Source organism: Salinivibrio sp. AR640 (assembly GCF_001995405.1).
GTDB classification, from domain to species: domain Bacteria; phylum Pseudomonadota; class Gammaproteobacteria; order Enterobacterales; family Vibrionaceae; genus Salinivibrio; species Salinivibrio costicola.
The window spans coordinates 14,686-34,649 of sequence record NZ_MUFD01000007.1 but is presented as its reverse complement, the minus strand read 5'-3'; the positions used below and the strand labels follow the sequence as shown (position 1 = coordinate 34,649).

Annotated in this window: 22 protein-coding genes and 1 other RNA gene; 8 read left to right on the top strand and 15 right to left on the bottom strand. The window is 50.4% G+C overall.

The genetic code is table 11. The annotated features are described in order from the left end of the window. Positions 1-62: 62 nt before the first annotated feature. Genes BZG75_RS05710 through rpoE form a run of 4 tightly spaced genes read right to left on the bottom strand, consistent with a single transcriptional unit; the run spans position 63 to position 2,783 of the window. Positions 63-560: a SoxR reducing system RseC family protein gene (locus tag BZG75_RS05710; RefSeq protein WP_077459792.1), complete on the bottom strand. Its 498-nt coding sequence runs from the start codon at positions 558-560 to the stop codon at positions 63-65. Positions 561-571: 11 nt separating this feature from the next. Then, positions 572-1,540, bottom strand: a complete 969-nt coding sequence (rseB, locus tag BZG75_RS05705; RefSeq protein WP_077459793.1) for a sigma-E factor regulatory protein RseB — start codon at positions 1,538-1,540, stop codon at positions 572-574. Next, entirely contained in the window at positions 1,537-2,169 is a 633-nt protein-coding gene (locus tag BZG75_RS05700; protein ID WP_077576434.1) for an RseA family anti-sigma factor, read from the bottom strand. Before BZG75_RS05700 ends, rseB begins: the two co-directional genes overlap by 4 nt. 32 nt (positions 2,170-2,201) lie before the next feature. Then, complete coding sequence (rpoE, locus tag BZG75_RS05695; RefSeq protein ID WP_021022105.1) at positions 2,202-2,783, bottom strand: RNA polymerase sigma factor RpoE; 582 nt, start codon at positions 2,781-2,783, stop codon at positions 2,202-2,204. 332 nt (positions 2,784-3,115) lie between these two features. Here rpoE and nadB point away from each other — a divergent pair, with 332 nt between their 5' ends. Further along, positions 3,116-4,732 carry an L-aspartate oxidase gene (gene nadB / locus BZG75_RS05690; RefSeq protein WP_077576433.1) on the top strand — a complete coding sequence of 539 codons (1,617 nt, stop codon included), beginning with the start codon at positions 3,116-3,118 and terminating at the stop codon, positions 4,730-4,732. A 57-nt stretch (positions 4,733-4,789) separates the two neighbouring features. On the opposite strand, the gene BZG75_RS05685 is transcribed toward nadB, so the two are convergent. The 3 genes from BZG75_RS05685 to BZG75_RS05675 form a co-directional block, all read right to left on the bottom strand. Continuing rightward, on the bottom strand, positions 4,790-6,619 hold the full coding sequence (locus BZG75_RS05685) for a methyl-accepting chemotaxis protein (protein WP_077576432.1): 1,830 nt from the start codon (positions 6,617-6,619) through the stop codon (positions 4,790-4,792). 110 nt (positions 6,620-6,729) lie between these two features. Next, complete coding sequence (locus BZG75_RS05680; RefSeq protein WP_131825135.1) at positions 6,730-7,140, bottom strand: hypothetical protein; 411 nt, start codon at positions 7,138-7,140, stop codon at positions 6,730-6,732. Further along, a complete protein-coding gene (locus BZG75_RS05675) occupies positions 7,109-7,372 on the bottom strand; it encodes an FAD assembly factor SdhE (protein WP_077576430.1) in 264 nt (87 codons plus the stop codon). Before BZG75_RS05675 ends, BZG75_RS05680 begins: the two co-directional genes overlap by 32 nt. A gap of 215 nt (positions 7,373-7,587) precedes the next feature. On the opposite strand from BZG75_RS05675, the gene ygfZ reads away from it, so the two are divergent. Continuing rightward, complete coding sequence (gene ygfZ / locus BZG75_RS05670) at positions 7,588-8,571, top strand: tRNA-modifying protein YgfZ (RefSeq protein WP_077576429.1); 984 nt, start codon at positions 7,588-7,590, stop codon at positions 8,569-8,571. A gap of 157 nt (positions 8,572-8,728) precedes the next feature. Here ygfZ and gcvH read toward each other — a convergent pair whose 3' ends face one another. The 4 genes from gcvH to BZG75_RS05650 form a co-directional block, all read right to left on the bottom strand. Then, positions 8,729-9,127, bottom strand: coding sequence for a glycine cleavage system protein GcvH (gcvH, locus tag BZG75_RS05665; protein ID WP_021022112.1), 399 nt, complete (start codon positions 9,125-9,127; stop codon positions 8,729-8,731). Between the two features lie 182 nt (positions 9,128-9,309). Further along, on the bottom strand, positions 9,310-10,545 hold the full coding sequence (locus tag BZG75_RS05660; protein ID WP_077576428.1) for an FAD-dependent 2-octaprenylphenol hydroxylase: 1,236 nt from the start codon (positions 10,543-10,545) through the stop codon (positions 9,310-9,312). Then, positions 10,542-11,732, bottom strand: a complete 1,191-nt coding sequence (gene ubiH / locus BZG75_RS05655) for a 2-octaprenyl-6-methoxyphenyl hydroxylase (RefSeq protein ID WP_077576427.1) — start codon at positions 11,730-11,732, stop codon at positions 10,542-10,544. Before ubiH ends, BZG75_RS05660 begins: the two co-directional genes overlap by 4 nt. A gap of 57 nt (positions 11,733-11,789) precedes the next feature. Further along, complete coding sequence (locus BZG75_RS05650) at positions 11,790-12,368, bottom strand: UPF0149 family protein (RefSeq protein ID WP_077459801.1); 579 nt, start codon at positions 12,366-12,368, stop codon at positions 11,790-11,792. A gap of 345 nt (positions 12,369-12,713) precedes the next feature. Here BZG75_RS05650 and zapA point away from each other — a divergent pair, with 345 nt between their 5' ends. The 5 genes from zapA to serA all read left to right on the top strand — a co-directional run bounded on the left by zapA (position 12,714) and on the right by serA (position 16,163). Continuing rightward, positions 12,714-13,019: a cell division protein ZapA gene (zapA, locus tag BZG75_RS05645; protein WP_077459802.1), complete on the top strand. Its 306-nt coding sequence runs from the start codon at positions 12,714-12,716 to the stop codon at positions 13,017-13,019. 3 nt (positions 13,020-13,022) lie between these two features. After that, positions 13,023-13,205, top strand: a non-coding RNA gene (gene ssrS, locus BZG75_RS05640) — 6S RNA. Between the two features lie 27 nt (positions 13,206-13,232). Further along, positions 13,233-13,805, top strand: coding sequence for a 5-formyltetrahydrofolate cyclo-ligase (locus BZG75_RS05635; RefSeq protein ID WP_021022117.1), 573 nt, complete (start codon positions 13,233-13,235; stop codon positions 13,803-13,805). A 115-nt stretch (positions 13,806-13,920) separates the two neighbouring features. Next, a complete protein-coding gene (gene rpiA / locus BZG75_RS05630; protein ID WP_077576426.1) occupies positions 13,921-14,580 on the top strand; it encodes a ribose-5-phosphate isomerase RpiA in 660 nt (219 codons plus the stop codon). 353 nt (positions 14,581-14,933) lie between these two features. After that, positions 14,934-16,163, top strand: coding sequence for a phosphoglycerate dehydrogenase (gene serA, locus BZG75_RS05625; RefSeq protein WP_077576425.1), 1,230 nt, complete (start codon positions 14,934-14,936; stop codon positions 16,161-16,163). 69 nt (positions 16,164-16,232) lie between these two features. On the opposite strand, the gene yaaA is transcribed toward serA, so the two are convergent. Both yaaA and BZG75_RS05615 read right to left on the bottom strand, forming a co-directional pair. Next, on the bottom strand, positions 16,233-17,006 hold the full coding sequence (yaaA, locus tag BZG75_RS05620; protein ID WP_077576424.1) for a peroxide stress protein YaaA: 774 nt from the start codon (positions 17,004-17,006) through the stop codon (positions 16,233-16,235). Positions 17,007-17,076: 70 nt separating this feature from the next. Continuing rightward, positions 17,077-18,501 (bottom strand): alanine/glycine:cation symporter family protein, encoded by a 1,425-nt coding sequence (locus BZG75_RS05615; RefSeq protein WP_236719522.1) that lies wholly within the window; start codon positions 18,499-18,501, stop codon positions 17,077-17,079. 240 nt (positions 18,502-18,741) lie between these two features. Here BZG75_RS05615 and BZG75_RS05610 point away from each other — a divergent pair, with 240 nt between their 5' ends. Beyond that, positions 18,742-18,921 (top strand): DUF3545 family protein, encoded by a 180-nt coding sequence (locus tag BZG75_RS05610; protein ID WP_077576423.1) that lies wholly within the window; start codon positions 18,742-18,744, stop codon positions 18,919-18,921. A 130-nt stretch (positions 18,922-19,051) separates the two neighbouring features. On the opposite strand, the gene ung is transcribed toward BZG75_RS05610, so the two are convergent. Next, entirely contained in the window at positions 19,052-19,753 is a 702-nt protein-coding gene (gene ung / locus BZG75_RS05605) for a uracil-DNA glycosylase (RefSeq protein ID WP_077576422.1), read from the bottom strand. A 53-nt stretch (positions 19,754-19,806) separates the two neighbouring features. Beyond that, a complete protein-coding gene (locus BZG75_RS15615) occupies positions 19,807-19,932 on the bottom strand; it encodes a hypothetical protein (protein WP_269087434.1) in 126 nt (41 codons plus the stop codon). Positions 19,933-19,964 lie beyond the last annotated feature (32 nt).

The window sequence follows — 19,964 nt, the reverse complement described above, 5'->3', positions numbered from 1 at the left end:
CTCGTTATCAATAAGAATGGGATCCTAAGATCAATTGGGCTGGATTCTACCGAAAATAGTGGCTAGTCGCTATCCTGGTGTCGGGTATTTATCACTGCCAACTCGGAAATTGGCTCTCCCATGACACGCAGAAGCTCAGGCTGCTGCTGTTCGGCACTCCCGACATATTTCGCTAAGCGTCGTGCGATACCGACCCCAAGGGCACCGAAGCCTAGGCTTAGTGCGATAACACCTCCTTCACCGCTGCCTGCCAACGCGGCAAAGAAAAATTGTCCCAGTAAGGCGCCCACGAACATCATCATTAATGGCACCATATAAACCACCAGCGCCGAGCGGAGCAAGGTGGCTTCACCGAGGCCAATTTCAACGAGCGTTCCTGTCGGCAGCGGTTCTGGCGAACGAACGCTGACATGGTTCACTTTTCCGGGTAGGGCCTTGGACACAATGCCAGTGCCACACTGGCTTTGCGATTTGCAGCTGCCACAGCTGGTTTGCTGCTGACAGGCAAGAGACAACCAGCCGTCTTGGTACCCTGTTACCTCCGCCAGTGCTTTAATCATGGTGCAACCTTTTACTCTGTCTGTGATGTTGGCATGCGATTAATACGAACCGAATCAGCAATCCGTTTAGCGGTCTCCGGTGGAATGTCCCCCACCACTGTAATTTCGGCGTTGCCATTGATAACACTGTGCAGCGTCCGTCGGCCTTGGCGCACTATCTGTTTACGCACGGAGACATCGTCGGCTTTGGCTAAATAAACAGAAAAACTAAAAAGGCCGTCGCTAAACATTTGGCTTTCCACTGCCCGCTTAGTCATCATTAAACGATGGCGGTTACTGTACACAGGCTTAAAGCCATCTGGCAGCACCGTCACCTGCCAATCCAGGTCAGAGCGGCGGGTTGTTTGCGGGAGGGTTAATACCGGCGGCAGGGCTAACTGCGTGAGTTTTTGCATCGCGTCGTTAATTTTAGGCGTAACCACCAGCGATAAGGCGCGATACTGTTCAAGCGGATCCCCATCTCGGTCAAGTAAATCGGCTCTCACCGGTAGGTGACTGTCTTGGTCTAGCCAAAGCACGTACGAATATCGCTCACCATCTTTCGGTGTGATACGTACAACCTGGCAATCCATGCCCGCCTCGCGCGCATGTCCCATTGAGACAAAGTCATAATGGTTTGCCAGTATATCAATATCGGCCTGAATGAGAGTAGGCAATGGTGCCACCATATGATCACTGGCGATCGTGAAAGGGTCATAACCAGGTTCAAAATAGCTGATTTCCTTTCCGCGACGAATTACTTCTCGCGACGGACCACTCAAATACATGAGATGACCAAACGCTTCGCCACCTACCCGTGCATGGCGAAAACGCAGTGGCTCTAGGCTATTTTTGCCAACGAGAATGTAGGACAGTTCATAGTCCAAGGTATCGCTTGCGGTATCCATTTGATGTAACAAAGCCTCGGCAGAGGGTTCGGCCGAGGCTTGCGCAGACATCAAACTGACCAGCGCAAGCGCACCGATCAGAGTTTTTTTCATTGCTTACTACTGCTTGTCGACGGTGCCATTGTCTGATTGCTAGACAGACTATCCTTATTCAACCTTAGCTGCAATTCATAGTCTTTGAGCATTGCATTGACGCGCCGACGCTGCTCCATCATTTCAGATTCTGAAGGCGTCGCACGCAAATCATTCCGGCTTAAACTCACCGGTTCAGCAGCACCTGCAAAAGGAATCGTTTCCAATACTGGCGGTTGGGTTTGATTGCCAACCCCCGGAGACGTTGGTTCAGACTGGTTATAATGCTGCACGCCTACGATCACGGCGAGAGAAACACAAGCGGCGACACTGACCTGAGTGAGCTGTTGCAGCCAGCCAGGTAGGTGGCGACGCGCTTTTTCAGGACGCGGCTGTGACTCGTGCATCGGGTGCACGTTACTGTCAACGTGAGCGCCTTGATAAGCCGGTTCTGCTTCCAACGCGGACGCGACAGAATCGGCAATGTTCCATTGCAACGAGCCAGGCGCGTCACCACGTATCACATCACGAATGATGCCGAAGTCGCTCCAGGTCTGTTGTGCGCTATTATCTCGCTCTATATCATGGATCACCGACGTGTCCACCCGTTCGCCATCTAATAACGCCGAAATTTTTTCTTTATCCGTCATTCAAGTCACCGTCATGCAGCCAGTAAAACTCGTTACCGTTTCATCAGTGGCCGGATGCGCTTTTCTACCGCTTCACGCGCTCGAAATATACGCGACCGTACCGTACCGACTGGACAATCCATTACCTGTGCAATTTCCTCATAACTGAGCCCATCGAGCTCGCGTAAGGTGATTGCGGTTCTTAAGTCGTCAGGCAGTGTTTCAATGGTCGAAAACACCACCTGCCTCAATTCTTCAGACAACATCAAGTTTTCAGGGTTCGATATTTCTTTTAACGACCCCCCACTTTCGTAATTTTCTGCTTCGTCGGCATCAATATCGCTGCCTGGTGGACGTCGTCCTTGTGCCACCAAATGGTTTTTCGCGGTGTTCACTGCAATGCGATACAACCAAGTATAAAACGCACTTTCGCCACGAAACCCCGGCAAAGCACGATACGCTTTAATAAACGCTTCTTGTGCGATATCCGGAATATCACCACTGTGTGAGCCTACATAGCGGGCAATAAGGTTACATACCTTATTTTGATATTTGACGACTAACAGATTGAAAGCTTGCTTGTCACCATTCTGTACACGTTCTATTAGAACCTGGTCGGTTAGCTGCTCGCCCATTCGAGCGTTTACTCCTTGGTTGATCTTTTCGCCCGATTATCGACATTCTAGGTCCGACGTTGTCAGAGCGCGGTTAAACCCGCTTGCGAGCTTTCGCTGAGAATTCGATGACCGCTTAGGAGAAAAGTTCCTCACCATGTTGGTTTTATTATGCGTGAAATCACATTACTGTGACGGAATGACCAAAGCGCGCGTCTTTGGCTGCGTGTATTGTCCCCCAAACAATGCCACGGTTGCAAACTTTCACCCAAGCAAGACTGGATTTGATCTTAGCGCGCGCGGCCGCGTCAAATTGGTGTAACATTGGGAGCGCAGAAAGAGGATTAGGGATCATGACGACCACAACTCAGGAACATCAATGTGACGTGTTGGTCATCGGCAGCGGTGCCGCTGGCTTATCGTTGGCGCTACGTTTGGCGCCCACGCACCGGGTTATCGTACTCAGTAAAGGCCCTCTCAGTGAAGGGGCGACACTCTACGCACAAGGCGGCATCGCCGCTGTTTTTGACGAACAAGACTCAGTGGAGTCCCATGTCGAAGATACACAAATAGCCGGTGGCGGTATCTGTGATACCGATGTTGTCGACTTTATCGCCCGTAACGCCAAAGACTGTGTTCAATGGCTGATTGATGGCGGCGTGCCCTTCGATCAAGAAGACAGTGATGATGAAACCCCGCGTTATCATCTCACTCGCGAAGGTGGTCATAGTCATCGACGTATTCTACACACCGCCGATGCAACCGGTATGGCGGTGCAAAACTCATTGCAAGATAACGTTCGACAACATCCTAATATCACCCTACTCGAGCGTCATAACGCGCTGGACATTATCACGCGTAAAAAAGTCGGACTCGGCGGCCCTAATCATGTGTTAGGGGCCTATATTTGGAATCGCAATCAAGAAGTTGTAGAAACTGTCCGCTGCAATTATGTGGTGCTGGCAACAGGTGGCGCGTCTAAAGTGTATCAGTACACCTCTAACCCAGACGTCTCTTCTGGTGATGGTATTGCGATGGCATGGCGAGCAGGTTGCCGTGTCGCGAATCTTGAGTTCAATCAGTTCCACCCGACTTGTTTATACCACCCTGACGCGCGTAACTTTTTGCTAACCGAAGCATTACGTGGTGAAGGTGCGCACCTAAAACGCCCGGATGGATCGCGCTTTATGCAAGACTTTGATCCGCGTGGTGAGCTTGCTCCCCGTGATGTCGTGGCGCGTGCGATTGATTATGAAATGAAACGGCTTGGCGCTGATTGTATGTATCTCGATATCAGCCATAAAGATCCGAAATTTATCACCAAGCACTTCCCCACCATTTACGAGAAGCTAAAAGAGTACGGCATTGACTTGACCCAAGACGCCATCCCGATAGTTCCGGCCGCTCACTATACCTGTGGTGGCGTGATGGTGGATAAAAATGGCACCACGGATCTGCCTGGTTTATATGCCATTGGTGAAGTGAGTTATACCGGGCTACACGGTGCAAATCGCATGGCTTCTAACTCGTTGCTCGAATGTGTGGTGTATGCGTGGTCTGCCGCTGAGCATATTAAAGCCCATTCAGACCATATAGAGCCACACACAGCGTTGCCAGCTTGGGATGAGAGCCAAGTCATTTGTTCCGATGAGGAAGTGGTGATTCAGCACAATTGGCATGAGCTGCGCCTGTTTATGTGGGATTACATGGGGATTGTGCGCTCAACCAAGCGCTTAGAACGTGCTTTGCGTCGCATTGAGCTACTTAAACAAGAAACGCACGAGTACTACGCTAATTTTCGTGTCTCGAATAACTTGCTCGAATTACGTAATTTACTCCAAGTCGCTGAATTGATGGTGCGTTGTGCCATGCAACGCAAAGAAAGTCGTGGTCTACATTACACCATTGACTATCCTGACACTCATGCCCAATCAGGTCCGACCATCCTCGTTCCCGATCAGCCTTGCTAATGTGGCGCATGGTATCGTCGCAATAAACAACGGCCAGTCTCTCGACTGGCCGTATGATTAGCTTTTAAATTCACTTACGGCCCGCTCTAAGTTAGCCGCTTCTTCTGCGACTTGATGAGCAGCTTGACGGTTTTGGCTCGCGCGTTCAGTACTCGTCTGGGCAATGTCTTGAATGTTGTGCACGTTCTGGTTAACTTCTTTGGCAACCGAGCTTTGCTGCTCTATCGCCGTCGCAATATGCGTACTCATATCCATAATCTGTTGCATATCTTGCATAATCTGTGACAGCTCTTGCGAGGCGGCATCTACTTTGGTGACAGAGCTTTCGCCATCTTCTCGACTTTGCTCCATACGCTCTGCAACTGACTGTGTTTGCGCTTGCAACGAGGTAATAATGCCCGATATTTCATCGGTCGATTGCCGGGTACGAGTTGCTAATTGACGCACTTCATCCGCGACTACTGCAAACCCTCGTCCTTGCTCCCCCGCACGCGCGGCCTCGATGGCAGCATTGAGCGCCAGCAGATTCGTTTGCTCTGAAATGTCTTTAATGACATCCAATACCGAGCCAATGGTCTCAGACAGCTTACTCAGTTCAAGCACCTCGTTACTGGTATTGCTGAGTGTCTCGGCCAATGTCATGATCATCGTCCGGGTATCATCCACCACTTGCTGTCCATTTTGCGCACGACCTAGGCTGGTTCGCGCGTTATCAGCCGCCTGATCGGTATTGCCGGCAATATCCCGAATCGTGCTTTCCATTTCATTCATCGCCGTTGCAGCATGGGTCGTTTCATCCAGCTGCGTCGCCAGTGCGGTTCCGGTTTGCTCGGTGCGAGACTCCACCTGCTCTGCACTTTGGTGTAAAGCCTGCACCGCTCGGCTAACATCGACCACCATTTTTTGGATACTACTCAGCATCTGATTGACATCGTTTGCCATCAGTGAAATTTCATCTTGCCCAGCCTCATCGGCGCGCAAGGTCAGATCCCGTTGCTGAGTAATGGCCGCCATCTGCTGACTGAACAGCGCGATGCGCCGTTGAATACCTCGGTTCATCCACAGAGAAACCACCGTCATGATGATCGCTAACACCAATACTATCGACCCCGTCACTATCATGGTCTGGCGTAGCGCTTGATCGATCGCTTGTTGGTATTCTTTGCTTAACGCATCAAACATTTTTTCCACTTGATGCGTTTGACTCCGTATCTCGCCCAAAAGCCCTTTATCTGGCGCCAAACCTAGTACTTTTTTCTGCGCGACAACGTTTTCAACTTCAGACTGGTGAGCTTTAAACAGTGCCAATAGATCACCTTCCAGATAATCTGTTAAGGCATTCATATGATTTTGGTATTGGTCGACATAGTCCAGATGACTGCTTTGAACAAACAGCTTGGCGTCCGCCACTAACAAGCGAGCACTGCTTTCCAACACAATATCGTTTTCAGTTGCGGCCACGAGCGCTTGACTCGCGCTTTGCATTTGGCCTCTTAAGCCTTGCTCTGTCGTTAAACCTAATGTTTGGTAGCCGTCACCCAGTTCGTTGAACCCATTTGCATAAGCTTGCATGGCTGTCTTGACGTCATCAATCGTGACGGTTTCTAACCCAAGGGAGGCACTGCGTGCTCTAAAGTCGGTCAGTTGCTGATTAAAGGTTGCGACGTTATTTTCAAACCGAGAGAGGTATTTGGGATCCATCCGAGCAAGAAAGTCTTTTTCATTACGGCGTAAATTAAGCAGTACGACCTCGAGATCGGACACCGCGGTTAACTGGCGATGCATTTTATCTAACCGCGTTTCCGCGTTCCACGCCGCAGCCATCACCGCGAGTAATGCCAACACCGACATCACGGTAAGAGAAAGCAACTTATATTTTATTTTCATAACGACCCTACAACACCTTCAGAGCAAGACTGGATTAATCACGTACTTGCACTAACTATCGGCGATGTTAGGAAAAAGTAAAGCAAGGCAACCAAGGCGTCATAAATATGTCACAAACCATCCTGCTTTGGTTGACAATAATGCCGATAAAGCAGACGAAAATGATAGTCCGGCAAGCCATGGCGCCACAAATACAAACAGCGCGCATCCGATTGCGCTTTGAGCATCATCAGCCAAGGCGTCGCCCAGATACATGTGATGGGTTGACGTTCGCCGCTGGGTAGCCTTATCCAATCATCAAAATACACAGTGACACAGCCGGTACTCTCGACCAGTCGGTGTTGAAAGTGAATCAATTCACGGACAACGTGAAGCGTCAGGAAAGCACGCGCGCAAAGCGGGAGGGACACATGCACCGCCAATAGCCATGCCACCATCATCCCGACCAGGAATAAACAGACGGTGACATAGCGCGGGCAATGGAGTTGGCTATGTACGCAACTTACTTCGGTTATAGGCAACCACCTTCTCGACAACAGAGACCATCTTGGGGTCTTCAGGTTTACCATGCCCCATCAGCCAGGCAAACAGATCCGGGTCGGCGCTTTCTAAAAATGCGACAAAATCCTGTTTTTCATTTTCATTCAATGTGTCGTAGCATGCCTCAAAGTAGGGCATGACTAATACATCAAGCTCCAGCATCCCCCGACGGCATGCCCAACGAATTCGCGCTTTATCTTCAGTGTTAACCATGTTGACCTCTATCACTGATATCAGTGGATGGATACTATCAACGCCAGGGTCTGGCGACCACTTTTCCCGAAAAAGAAACGACGAATCTGAGAGCTCTCTAGCGTTAATCCGTCGTTTGGCGCAATACCCTTACAATACAAAGGCTGACAAGCCTGTTATGCACCATTACTATACGAGAGATAGCCTGTGTTTTCTCAACGGAGAGCGTGATTTATATGAGCGAATGGTATCAAACCCAAGCTTTTGAGCCTGCGGCACAACACCCCAGTGACCAGACGCCGGAACTGGCCATTGTTGCCCTCGATAATTGGGCATTAACCAAAATTAGTGGCGACGACACTAAGTCATACTTACAAGGCCAGCTCACTTGCGATATTGAGCAGCTCGACGTGGATCAATCAACCTTAGCGGCGCATTGCGATCCAAAAGGTAAAGTCTGGTCCGTGTTACGTTTTTTCCACTTCCAAGATGGCTTAGCCATGGTGCAGCCGGCATCGATTGAGGCAACCCAATTACAGGAAGTCAAAAAATACGCCATCTTCTCTAAGATCGCATTTGATAAAGTCGACTGCGTACTTCTTGGCGTGGTTGGCACTCAGGCGGAAAAGTGGGTGACTGACCACTTTGGCCCACAAGGTAACGTCCGCCAGGGCGAGCAGGGAACGGCGGTGATGATCGCGCCTCATCGTTGGTTACTCGCGATCACTCCCGAGGCGGCAACCGCGCTCGTGAATCAGTATCAGTCGTCCGCGGTCCTTCTCAGCAGTGAATATTGGGATCGATATGAAATCGATGCCGCACTCCCTCGCATAGAAGCCGCAACCAGTGGTGAATTTATTCCTCAATCGTTGAATTTGCAGGCTTTGAATGCGATCAGCTTCACCAAAGGCTGTTATACCGGCCAAGAGACCGTTGCTCGCGCTAAATACCGAGGAATAAACAAGCGGGCCATGTATAAACTCACAGGACAAGCCACACATATACCGGTGGCAGGGGATAAAATCGAGCGTTCTGTCGGTGAAAACTGGCGCTCTGGTGGAACCGTGATTACCGGTTACCGTCAAGCTAATGGCCAGGCAGCAGTGCTAGCGGTTCTGCCAAACAACCTCGATGACGAGACAGCATTTCGCCTAGCGGATGCGCCAGAGTTTATCTGGCAGCGTGAGCCTCTACCTTACTCTCTGACTGACGATGAATAAGTAGTGAGCTTGGCATCTCCCATACGGCTTGGCAAACACAGGTGACCGCGGCGCTTGATCACGCCGACGTCACTTACCGGGAAGCCAATAAACAGAAAGGGATCCCGCCAGGATCCCTTACTTGTCAATGCTAGTGGCACACGGTTGATACTACACCTTAATCGGCATCTTGGTCGCCTAAGGTTTCTTCATACCCTTGTGCATCAAACAAGGCATCAATTTCTGATTCGTCAGTGGCTTGAACTTGAAAGAGCCAACCATCGCCGTAAGGATCGCTGTTGACTAACTCTGGGGCGCTATCCAACTCCTCATTCACGGCGATCACTTGCCCGGAAATCGGCGCATAAATATCTGACGCTGCTTTGACCGACTCGGCCACTGCGCAATCATCCCCGGCATCAAAGGTGTCACCTTCATCAGGTAAATCAACAAAAACCATATCACCAAGCAACGCTTGAGCATGATCGGAAATGCCAATGGTGAAGAGGCCTTCCCCTTCAGGACGCACCCACTCATGCGTCTCAGTAAATTTTAATCCGGATGGAATATCGCTCATAATATTGTTCCTTGTTAGACCCAGTGACCTTGTTATACCCAATACTCAGGTTGTAGCCAGTGCTCTGGTTGTACCCAGTGCTAATGTGCAACATCCGTCGGTAAATACAAACTTCCAGACAAGCTGTTCGTCATGCTGTTTAGCATATTTTCTTTTTTTCGCCAATTTCCGTTGCCACACGATCATGAAAAATGGACGCGCCGAGCAGGTGGCTTCGCGAGATCAGGGAGCTCTCCCTCTAGCCCCAAGGCTTTGGCCATAAAGGGCTGTTTGGCGCCGGGTAGGTGATTCACCGCGCGCATACCTACACCACGAACGAGCTTTTTCACTGGGTTTTGACCATCAAACAAGCTCCGAAATCCCTGCATCGCCGCAATCATTTGCATGGCTTCCGCTTTACGCCAACGCTCGAAATGACGCAGTGACGCATACGCCCCCACATCTTTCCCTTTTTCTGAAAGTTGCGCGAGCGTCTGTGCTAACGCGGCCGCATCTAACATCCCTAAATTCACCCCTTGGCCGGCAAGCGGATGAATGGTATGTGCGGCATCACCGATAAGGGCAATGCGCTCAGAGGCAAAATTCTGAGCATAACGCATGGTAAGAGGATAACTCGCACGCGGTCCGGCCACCTCACATCGTCCTAATCTAGCGTCAAAGGCAGCCGTGAGCGCCCGCTCGAATCCATCAGACGCCATGTCGCGATACTCCGACGCTTGTTCAGGCGGCACCGACCAAACAATGGAACATAAATGCGGGTCGGACAGTGGTAGAAACGCTAAAGGGCCATCAGGCGTAAAAACCTGACGCGCGACGCCTTGATGAGGGGCTTCTGTACGTACCGTTGCCACCACAGCATGGTGTCCATAATCTCGCTGAACCAATGGAAAGTGTGCTTGCTCGCGCACCCATGAGCGAGCGCCATCGGCTCCGACAACCAGCTTTGTCGTCACACCACCTCCCGAGGCCAATTGCAACCAGGTTTCGCGCTCACCTTGCATCATAGACTGGCACTGCTCAGGCATGAGCATGGTGACATTACTCTGCTGCTGCACTTTGTCGAGCAGGGCAAGTTGAATCACGCGGTTTTCAACAATGTGTCCTAGGTTTTGCTGACCAAATGCCTGTGCGTCAAAATCAATTTGCGCAAAGCTATCTTTCTCCCAAACGTGCATTTTTTGATAGCTTGCCAGTCGGCGTGCGACGATACCCGGCCAAACATCTAAGGCACGAAGCATATTCTCGCTCGCGCGACTCAGTGCCGATACACGGTTTTCTGGTAGATCGTCTAGTGTTGTTACCGGTTTTTTACCTTCAATCACAACGATGCGTAAGTCCGTTTCTGCCAGTGAGGCGGCAAGTGTTAGCCCCACCATTCCACCACCTACAATCGCGACATCTGCATTGATCATCTTCATTTCGGTTCTACCCATCCTATGGTGCGTTGCACGAGGGGTTGTTTCACCCTTTCTATGGTCGACATCAACCCCAAACCTGCGTTCCGTGCGGCCGCGAGTAGTGCACTCTGATTAGAAAAAAGATGAACGAGCCCTGATGTTAGTGCGACGGTTGTATCTCTGTCTGGCTGGCGTTGACTGGCATAATCCATCAGGACCGGTATCGCGCCAATATCTTGCCCGCGCTGGAAGGCTGCGCTGACAGTTTGAGCCAGCGTGATGACATCTCGCAGGCCGAGGTTAAAGCCTTGTCCTGCAATGGGATGTAAACTTTGTGCTGCGTTGCCAACCACCGCCACGCGATGACTCACTGGCCGCACGACCTGATTGAGCACCAGCGGATAGGCGTGACGTTCTCCGACATGAAGTAACTTACCAAGACGCCAACCGAAAACCTGTTGTAAGCGTTGTAAAAAAACCGAATCGCTGACTTGGGTGAGCGGTTGCGCCTCATCGGGAGTCATGCACCACACTAATGAGCAACGTCCTTGCGACATGGGCAGTAACGCGACGGGCCCCGTGTCGGTAAAACGCTCAAAGGCGTGACCTTGATGCGGAAGCGCCGTAGACACATTGGCAATCACAGCCACTTGGCCAAAGTCGTGCTGCTGCCGGGGGAGATGGAGCAAACGACTACAAGGCGAGCGACCGCCATCAGCGGCAATGAGTAATGATGCCGTTAGCGATTGTCCTTGTTTGAGTGTGACAGTAACAGCGTCAAGCTTTCGCTCAATCGCGATCACTGCATCAGGACAAAAGACATCGATGGCGGGACGCGCATGCAGTTTTTGGTGCAATACCGCGCCGGCATCTGCCAGTTCAATGACCTGACCGAGATATGACACGCCCTGCGTTTGCGCATCAATGTGCGCTTGCCCAGCATGACCACGATCTGAAACGTGAATATGTTGGATCGGTGTGCCAAACGGCGCCAACGCCTCCCAAAGTCCCAGTTGCTCAAAAGCAGCGCAACTGCCCTCGGCTAACGCGATACTCCGCGCATCATAACCTGGATGATCACCATGGTTTGGCACCATCGCCTCAACGACCGCAATACGTAACATCCCGCCACTTAGCGTATCTAACGCCAGTGCCGCGGTTGCGCCAGCCATTGCACCACCAGCAATCACTATGTCATAGGCTTTCATCCTACTTTTCCTCACCCTGAGTCATCACCACGCCTCAAACCGCAGACGTCATTGCGGTTAATGGCGTGTTTTTGGCGTCTCGTCGTCAGTTTCAAGACGTGCGCCAAGCTCGGCATGGACAACCAAGCTACACACACGCACATGCTCAACAACCTGCTCAAGCAAGTCCGCTTGCTCTTGCAAATCCCCGTCTTCGTCAATCCCTAACTGCGCCACTTCCTTTAAATCGCTGAGCGCTTCTGTGACGTCTTTGGATAGTTTACGCCCCTTTGTCCCAATCAGACCAACGCCAGCAAGAAAGGTATTAATCCATTCCACTAACGCTTCTGCACGGGCAACGACACCCGAGTGTTCATCATCCGGAACATAAATATCGAGATCTAAATCCGTTCCTGTCAGTTGGGTTTTCAATTGATGGTAGCTTTGCATGGCCAAGGTTTTTGACTCGGTCGGCCAGCCCATTCCTTGGTTGGTATAATCATAAAGCATGGTTAGCCAACTCCCCTCTTCCAGTGCCAAGCCACCACTTAGCATGCCGGCGATCAATCCATGCATTTCTGCCGGCGTAACCGCCAGGCTATCTGCTGTTAATATTTCTGCAGTCTTCGCATATGCGGGTAAACGGGTTTCAGTCACAATGTTGCCCTTGGTCGTGCGCTCAAAAATAAGTGGGTTAGTTTAGCATTTCACACCACAGGGCTGAATCACTCAGCGAAAAAACCCGTGATTCTTGGCCAGCTTGTGCGATGCAGAATTATTCTGTCCATTATGGTGGCCACAAGCCCAGTGTAAAAGCAGGAAGGCCGTTGCCACGATGATAAAGATCAACCCCTCGGTGTCCATTTTTGTCTAAATTCTCTGCATCACTCACCAAGGCGGCTTTCGATGTAGTGTATTCGGGAAAATAATTGCTAGAATAGCGCCATTATTCTGTATCTGGCCCTCGACATTGCGGGCCGTATGAGGAGCCAGCTTGGGACTATGAACACACAACCGGTTGAAATTAAAATCCTGGATCGCCTTGTTCGCGTCAATTGTCCGCCTGGACAAGAGCAAGCGCTTAAAGATGCAGCAAACGAGTTCGATCAACGGTTGCATCGGCTGGCAGAGCGCACTAAAGTAACCAATACAGAGCAGCTAATTGCCATTGCCGCTTTGAATGTTTGTCATGAATTAAATGATGCCAAACAAGCGTTGGAGACAGTTGAAGATCAGGTCAAGCAACGGACCGCCCTGATGACTGCCCAACTCGATAAAGCAGTGGCAGTGCAAGGATCGCAAAAATAATCGAATTCCCTGGGGTGTTTGTCAGCGGATCAACGTCCCTGAGCCGATAAGCAAACCGAAGGGTGTGTTGTTATAAGCTACTGAGCAAGCTCGGCTCGTACCGAGAAGCCTACGGTTTATACTACCCACCCGCCTTGAACCAGCGGGTTCAAGGGCCATCGATCCCAACGGCATCCCGGGGCCCTCCTTTACAGGCTAGCATTAAGGACAGTTATGCAGCCCAGACAGCAGATTCGCCAAACCATCCGTCACGCGCGTCGCCAGCTCTCGCCTGAACAGCAAACCGAGGCGGCCCAGCAGGTTGCGGCACGCTTTATGACATTACCTGACGTCGTTCATGCGCAGCGTATCGCCTTATACCTCTCTTTTGACGGTGAGTTGGACACCCAACCGGCAATCAACGCCTGCTGGCAGGCAGGAAAACAGGTTTATTTACCGGTTGTTCATCCGTTCAGTCGCGGCCATTTGCTGTTTTTACAGTACCACCCTCACACGCGCATGCGCCTTAATCGTTATAACATTGCCGAGCCCACTTTAGATATTCGCACCCTGATCCCTAGCTCAAAACTGGACATCATCGCCACGCCATTAGTGGCTTTTGACGCCGACGGCCAGCGCCTAGGCATGGGTGGCGGCTATTATGATCGCACGCTGGGTTTGTGCGCGCCAAATGCGACCGCCATTGGCCTCGCCCATGATTGCCAACGTTGGCATTCATTACCTTGCGAGCAATGGGATATTCCTTTACCCCATATACTGACACCAAGCCAACACTGGCATTGGTGAGCCATCATTTCGCCAACTTAGACGTTGACTCGCATCGATTTCGCGACCCATAGCCTGACGCCACGATTTGGCTTCGCTATAATCACGCCTTATTCCCCGTTACGCAGGAGTTACCATGACCCAGGACGAAAAGAAAAAAGCCACCGGTGAAGCGGCGGTAGAGTATGTTAAGCCAGGCAGTATTATTGGCGTTGGCACCGGCTCGACAGTGAATTACTTTATTGATGCCCTTGAGCCAATGAAAGAAAAAATCAAAGGGGCGGTATCAAGCTCAGACGCGTCGACCGAGCGCTTAAAAGCGTTAGGGATTGAAGTCTTTGATGCCAACGAAGTGGGTCACCTCGATATCTATGTTGACGGTGCGGACGAAATCAATAAGCGCAATCATATGATTAAAGGCGGCGGCGCCGCATTGACGCGCGAGAAAATTGTTGCCGCCATTGCCGATAAATTTATCTGTATTATCGATGATACCAAACACGTCGATGTGCTTGGCGAGTTCCCGCTCCCTGTCGAAGTCATCCCAATGGCCCGCTCTTACGTGGCACGAGAGCTTGTCAAGCTGGGCGGTGATCCTTGCTATCGTCAAGGCGTGGTGACTGATAACGGCAATGTTATCCTGGATGTTCATAACCTCAAGATTCAGGATCCTAAAGGTCTCGAAGATACCATTAATGGGATCCCGGGCGTGGTGACTGTAGGCTTATTTGCCAACCGCGGTGCCGATATCGTCCTAACCGGCACCGATTCTGGGGTGAAAAAAGTGGCAGAATAAACGCATAATCCTGCAGATCAACGGCTTATACCCGCCCATTAGCAGCATTAAAAACCAAACGTTTGCGCTCAATGTAATCAATAAGTTAAAAGCACCTTTTTAAAGGTGCTTTTTTTATGGCATAGAACGGATAATTCTTACCCCTTATATGAATTTTTGTTATCTTGGTCACTGTTCTGATACCGGTTCATCGCAGGCCCATGTGCGACTTGGCGTAAAAAGATCAGGCTACTGACCACGTCACCCGTTGCACTGTCTTCACCAGAAATCTAGGGGAAAGGGTGACGATGCCTCCCGGCGTTCAGGCGCAACATTGCGACCCACTATTGTTTCTAAGGAAGAGAACAGCCCACATGTCACACTATTCATTGGACAAGAATAAGATAAAAATTTTACTGCTCGAAGGCGTCCACCCCACAGCCGTTGAAGCATTCAAACAAGCGGGTTACACCAATATCGAGTATCACAAAGGCTCACTCACCGGTGAAGACCTTGAAACCGCGATCAAAGACGCGCATTTTGTTGGGTTACGCTCACGTACCCAGCTCACCGAAGCTGTTTTTAAGCAGGCCAAAAAACTGGTGGCTGTCGGATGCTTTTGTATCGGGACCAATCAAGTTGATCTCGATGCCGCCGCGAAACGCGGTATCCCGGTTTTCAACGCGCCTTTCTCAAATACTCGCAGCGTCGCCGAGCTCGTACTGGGTGAAATTTTGTTGCTACTGCGCGGCATTCCTGAGAAAAACGCCAAGGCTCACCGTGGCGAATGGTTAAAATCGGCTGAACGTTCTTACGAGGCGCGCGGCAAAGTGCTTGGGATCATTGGCTATGGCCACATTGGTACTCAGCTCAGTATTTTGGCCGAAAACCTCGGAATGCGAGTCTATTACTATGATGTCGACAACAAGCTTTCACTCGGTAATGCCATTCAAGTTAACTCGCTAACAGAGTTACTGAATCGCAGTGATATTGTTTCTTTGCATGTTCCAGAAACCGCAAGCACACAAAATATGATTGATGCCGACGCGTTCGCACGCATGAAGCCGGGTGCAATCTTTATTAATGCTTCACGAGGGACCGTGGTTGATATTGACGCGCTATGCGGCGCTTTAGAAAGTCAGCACCTCGCAGGGGCCGCTATCGATGTCTTTCCTGTGGAACCAAAAACCAATAAAGAAGCGTTCAGTTCACCGCTGCAGGCCTTTGATAATGCGTTACTCACGCCACATATTGGCGGTTCGACCCATGAAGCCCAAGAAAATATTGGCCTTGAAGTGGCAGGAAAATTAATCAAATACTCGGACAACGGGTCGACACTATCGTGTGTTAATTTCCCTGAAGTGTCATTACCTGAGCATCAAGGTCGCTCACGCTTGCTGCACATTCATGCCAACCGCCCGGGTGTGCTCACCAAAATTAATACCACTTTTGCCGATGAGGGCATTAACATTGCCGCTCAGTATCTACAAACGTCGGCACAGATTGGTTATGTGGTCATTGATGTGGAGATGGAGCAAGCGGATAAAGCATTGAAAAAACTCAAAGCCATTGAAGGCACCATACGTGCACGTATCTTACACTGAGGTGACGCGCCAGTAGCGTCGATCAAAAAAAGCCCCGATTGGGGCTTTTTACTACTCACAGTCTTGTCTTTACTGCTCATCGCGCAGAAATACCAACTCATTACCTTTAGACAGTTCTTCACTGAAGTAGTAACCAGCAACATCAAACCCTTTAATATCTGTCACGGATGTCGCTCGTTGATCAATCAAATAACGCGCCATCATCCCACGGGCTTTTTTCGCGTAGAAACTGATCACCTTGTACTGCCCATTTTTGCAGTCTTTAAAGACGGGCGTGATAATATCACCTGCGAGTTTTTTCTTGTTGACCGCTTTAAAATATTCATTGGAGGCGAGATTGATCAGTAGCGGGGTGTCTTGCGTCGCTAACGTCTCGTTGAGTGCATCTGTGATGATATCGCCCCAAAACTGGTACAAGTTATCGCCACGCGGCGTCGCTAACTTGGTGCCCATTTCCAGACGATAAGGTTGCATCAAATCAAGCGGACGCAATAGGCCATAAAGGCCAGAAAGCATGCGAAAATGCGCTTGTGCCCAGTCAAAGTCCTGCTCTGACATCGAATTTGCATCCAAGCCTGTATAGACATCCCCTTTAAACGCCAAGGCTGCAGGGCGAGCATTGTCAGGTGTAAATGTCGGTGACCACTCAGCAAAGCGTACCGCGTTCAGGCTAGCAATTTTATCACTCACCTTCATCAATGAGCCGATATCGGCAGGCGTCAGTTGACGGCATACCGCTATCAACGCCTCTGAATGCGGAGTGAACTGCGGCTTTGTGTATCGTTCGGTTGGTAACGGTGACTCATAATCCAGCGTTTTTGCCGGAGAAACCACAATCAGCATTTTGCTAACCCCTTTGTTGTCTATCTATCGCTAAGCCTATCATTCCGGTGCAAAAAAAACACCGTTGCCCCTAGCGCTTAGGAAGCGGCCACGCTTTTTCATCTAATTGGCTATGCAACTCAGGAAACCGGCGACTATCAAACACAGGCACCCGCCCTAACGAACGTTGTGTGTGATAGTCGGCCGCGAGACGTTTCACTATTCCCGACAGCAATAAAATCGCGATCATATTGACGAGCGCCATCATCCCCATGGATGCGTCTGCCAGCGTCCAAACAAGCGGTAGCTCCGCCAATGCACCAAACATGACCATACCTAAAACGAGCGCACGAAAATAAGGGAGTGCCGGACGCCAGCGGCCATTGATAAAAAGTAGATTGGTTTCAGCATACGAGTAATTGGCAATAATCGAGGTGAATGCAAAGAAAAAAATCGCCACGGCAACGAATTGTTCTCCCCACCCCCCAACTTGTGCACTCAGTGCCCGCTGTGTTAATTCAACCCCCGTCACTTCCCCCCCGGGAATATACTCTCCAGACAGAAGAATGATCGCCACGGTTGCGGTACAAATCACCAAAGTATCGACAAAAACCCCGAGCATTTGCACATAGCCTTGAGAGACAGGATGTGGCGGATAAGGCGTCGCTGACGCTGCCGCGTTCGGGGCAGATCCCATCCCGGCCTCATTCGAAAACAAGCCGCGTTTAATCCCTTGGATCATGCCTTGCGCCAAGGTATAACCCAACGCGCCGGATGCCGCCTCATGTAAACCAAACGCGCTTTTTATCACCAGCATAAAGACGGCTGGCACCTGATCAAGGTGCATGATCACCACATACAAGGACAGCGAAAGGTATAGCAGCGCCATCACTGGGACGACGACTTCTGCGGTTCGGGCTATCTGTCGCAGACCGCCATAAATAATCAACCCACTGACCAGCACCAATCCTGCGCCTACGTATGCAGGAGGCCAGCCAAACGCCACTTGAGCCGCTTGCGAAATAGAATTGGCTTGGACCGAGTTGAATACCAACCCGAAGGCGAGAATGAGTAAAATGGAAAAAAGGATCCCCATCCAACGCATGCCAAGGCCATGCTCCATATAATAAGCCGGCCCACCGCGAAAATAACCGTCGGGATCTTGTACCTTATACACTTGCGCCAAGGTACTTTCGGCAAAGGCCGTTGCCATACCAAGAAATGCCATCAGCCACATCCAAAAAATGGCACCCGGCCCACCTAACGACAATGCCACCGCCACACCGGCCATGTTACCCGTGCCCACGCGCGCCGCGAGTCCCGTACAAAGGGCTTGAAAAGAGGAAATGCTACCGTGGTCATGGCGGCGGCTATGACGCATAACAGAGAACATATGCGAGAAATGACGAAATTGGATACCGCCCAACGTCAGCGAGAAAAAGATACCTCCGCCAATGAGCACATAAATGAGTACCGAGCCCCAAATCAGATCATTGATAAAAGTGAGTAGGCTCAATTGACTGTCCCTCGTCATATTAAAAAGGAATGATTATATGGCGCGCAATCTTCGCGTGAACGGCTACCGAGGTCAATTTAAACTCGCCGCTGTTGAGTGAATCGTCACTGATTTGGAAAATCAGTGAGCGCAATCTCATAAAAACTTCATCTCACTGCCACAAATGAGAAATAGTTCAATTTTATGTTAGGGCGAGTGTGGTATTAAAAAAAACTAACCGCAAGGTGAAAAGAGGTGACTATGGAAAACATTACCTTTAACGATATGTTTGAGCAAGACCCACCACGGCGCAATGGACGCGCAAAACCAGCCAAACGTAAGTGGAGAGAAATTGAAGCGCTGAAAGATAAACAGCGGCTAAAAAAAGAATTGGAAGACATTGATATTTTTGGCGATTTCTCTCAACTGGACCTCGATTAACTCACCCTCAACATAACATGACGAAAAGGTGCTCAATGAGCACCTTTTTTATCTTCAATCCGACGCTGATCCGTCCGCTTAACGCTCATCTGTCCGCTTAGCGTCTATTTATCGGCTAGCGCTTCACCGTTCATCCATGCTTATCCGCTGTCTCGTCATCTAAACGCGGTTGCCAATCAATCGGATTGCTTCCCTGCTCGAGCAAATATGCATTGGTTTGTGAAAAGTGTTTACAACCAAAAAAACCACGATGAGCTGAAAGCGGTGAGGGATGAGGCGCCGTCAATACATGGTGGCGATCACGGTCAATGGCTTTGCCTTTTTTTTGTGCATGTGCCCCCCACAGTAAAAAAACAACGCCTTCGCGTTGCGAATTTACCGCATCGATCACGCGATCAGTCAATGTTTCCCAACCTAACTTAGCATGTGAATGCGCTTTACCCTGCTCCACGGTCAGCACCGTATTGAGAAGTAACACACCCTGTTGCGCCCAGCTTTGTAAGTAACCGTGGGAGGGGATCTTAAAACCGTCAATATCAGTCGCAAGCTCTTTATAAATATTGACCAATGAAGGCGGTGTTTTTATCCCTGGCCGTACCGAAAAGCTCAGTCCATGTGCTTGGTTCGGTCCGTGATAGGGATCTTGACCCAAGATCACCACCTTTACATCACCAAGCTCGGTGAATCGAAAAGCATTAAACACATCGTCTTTGGGGGGAAAGATCGGAACGCCCTTGGCTCTTTCACCGTCGACATACGCTAAGGTATCGCGAAAATACGCGTGTTGTTTTTCCTCGGCCAGCACCTGCTGCCACGTTTGCGCCTGAGTCATGGTTGCTCCTTATCATCACACCGGCGCTATTTTAACGAGGCAGCCGCTTAAAATCAGTGGGGAGTCCGATCTTTTGTTCGCTCGGTGTGGGCGTGATAGTGACGCTGGCAGCGGCCTTGAACCGCACGGTTTGGCGTTGGCAAGCTAGTACGGGGCATGGTCGTGATTGGCTGAGTCATAAGTCGCTCCTTATCTCGCTACAAAAGTGTCG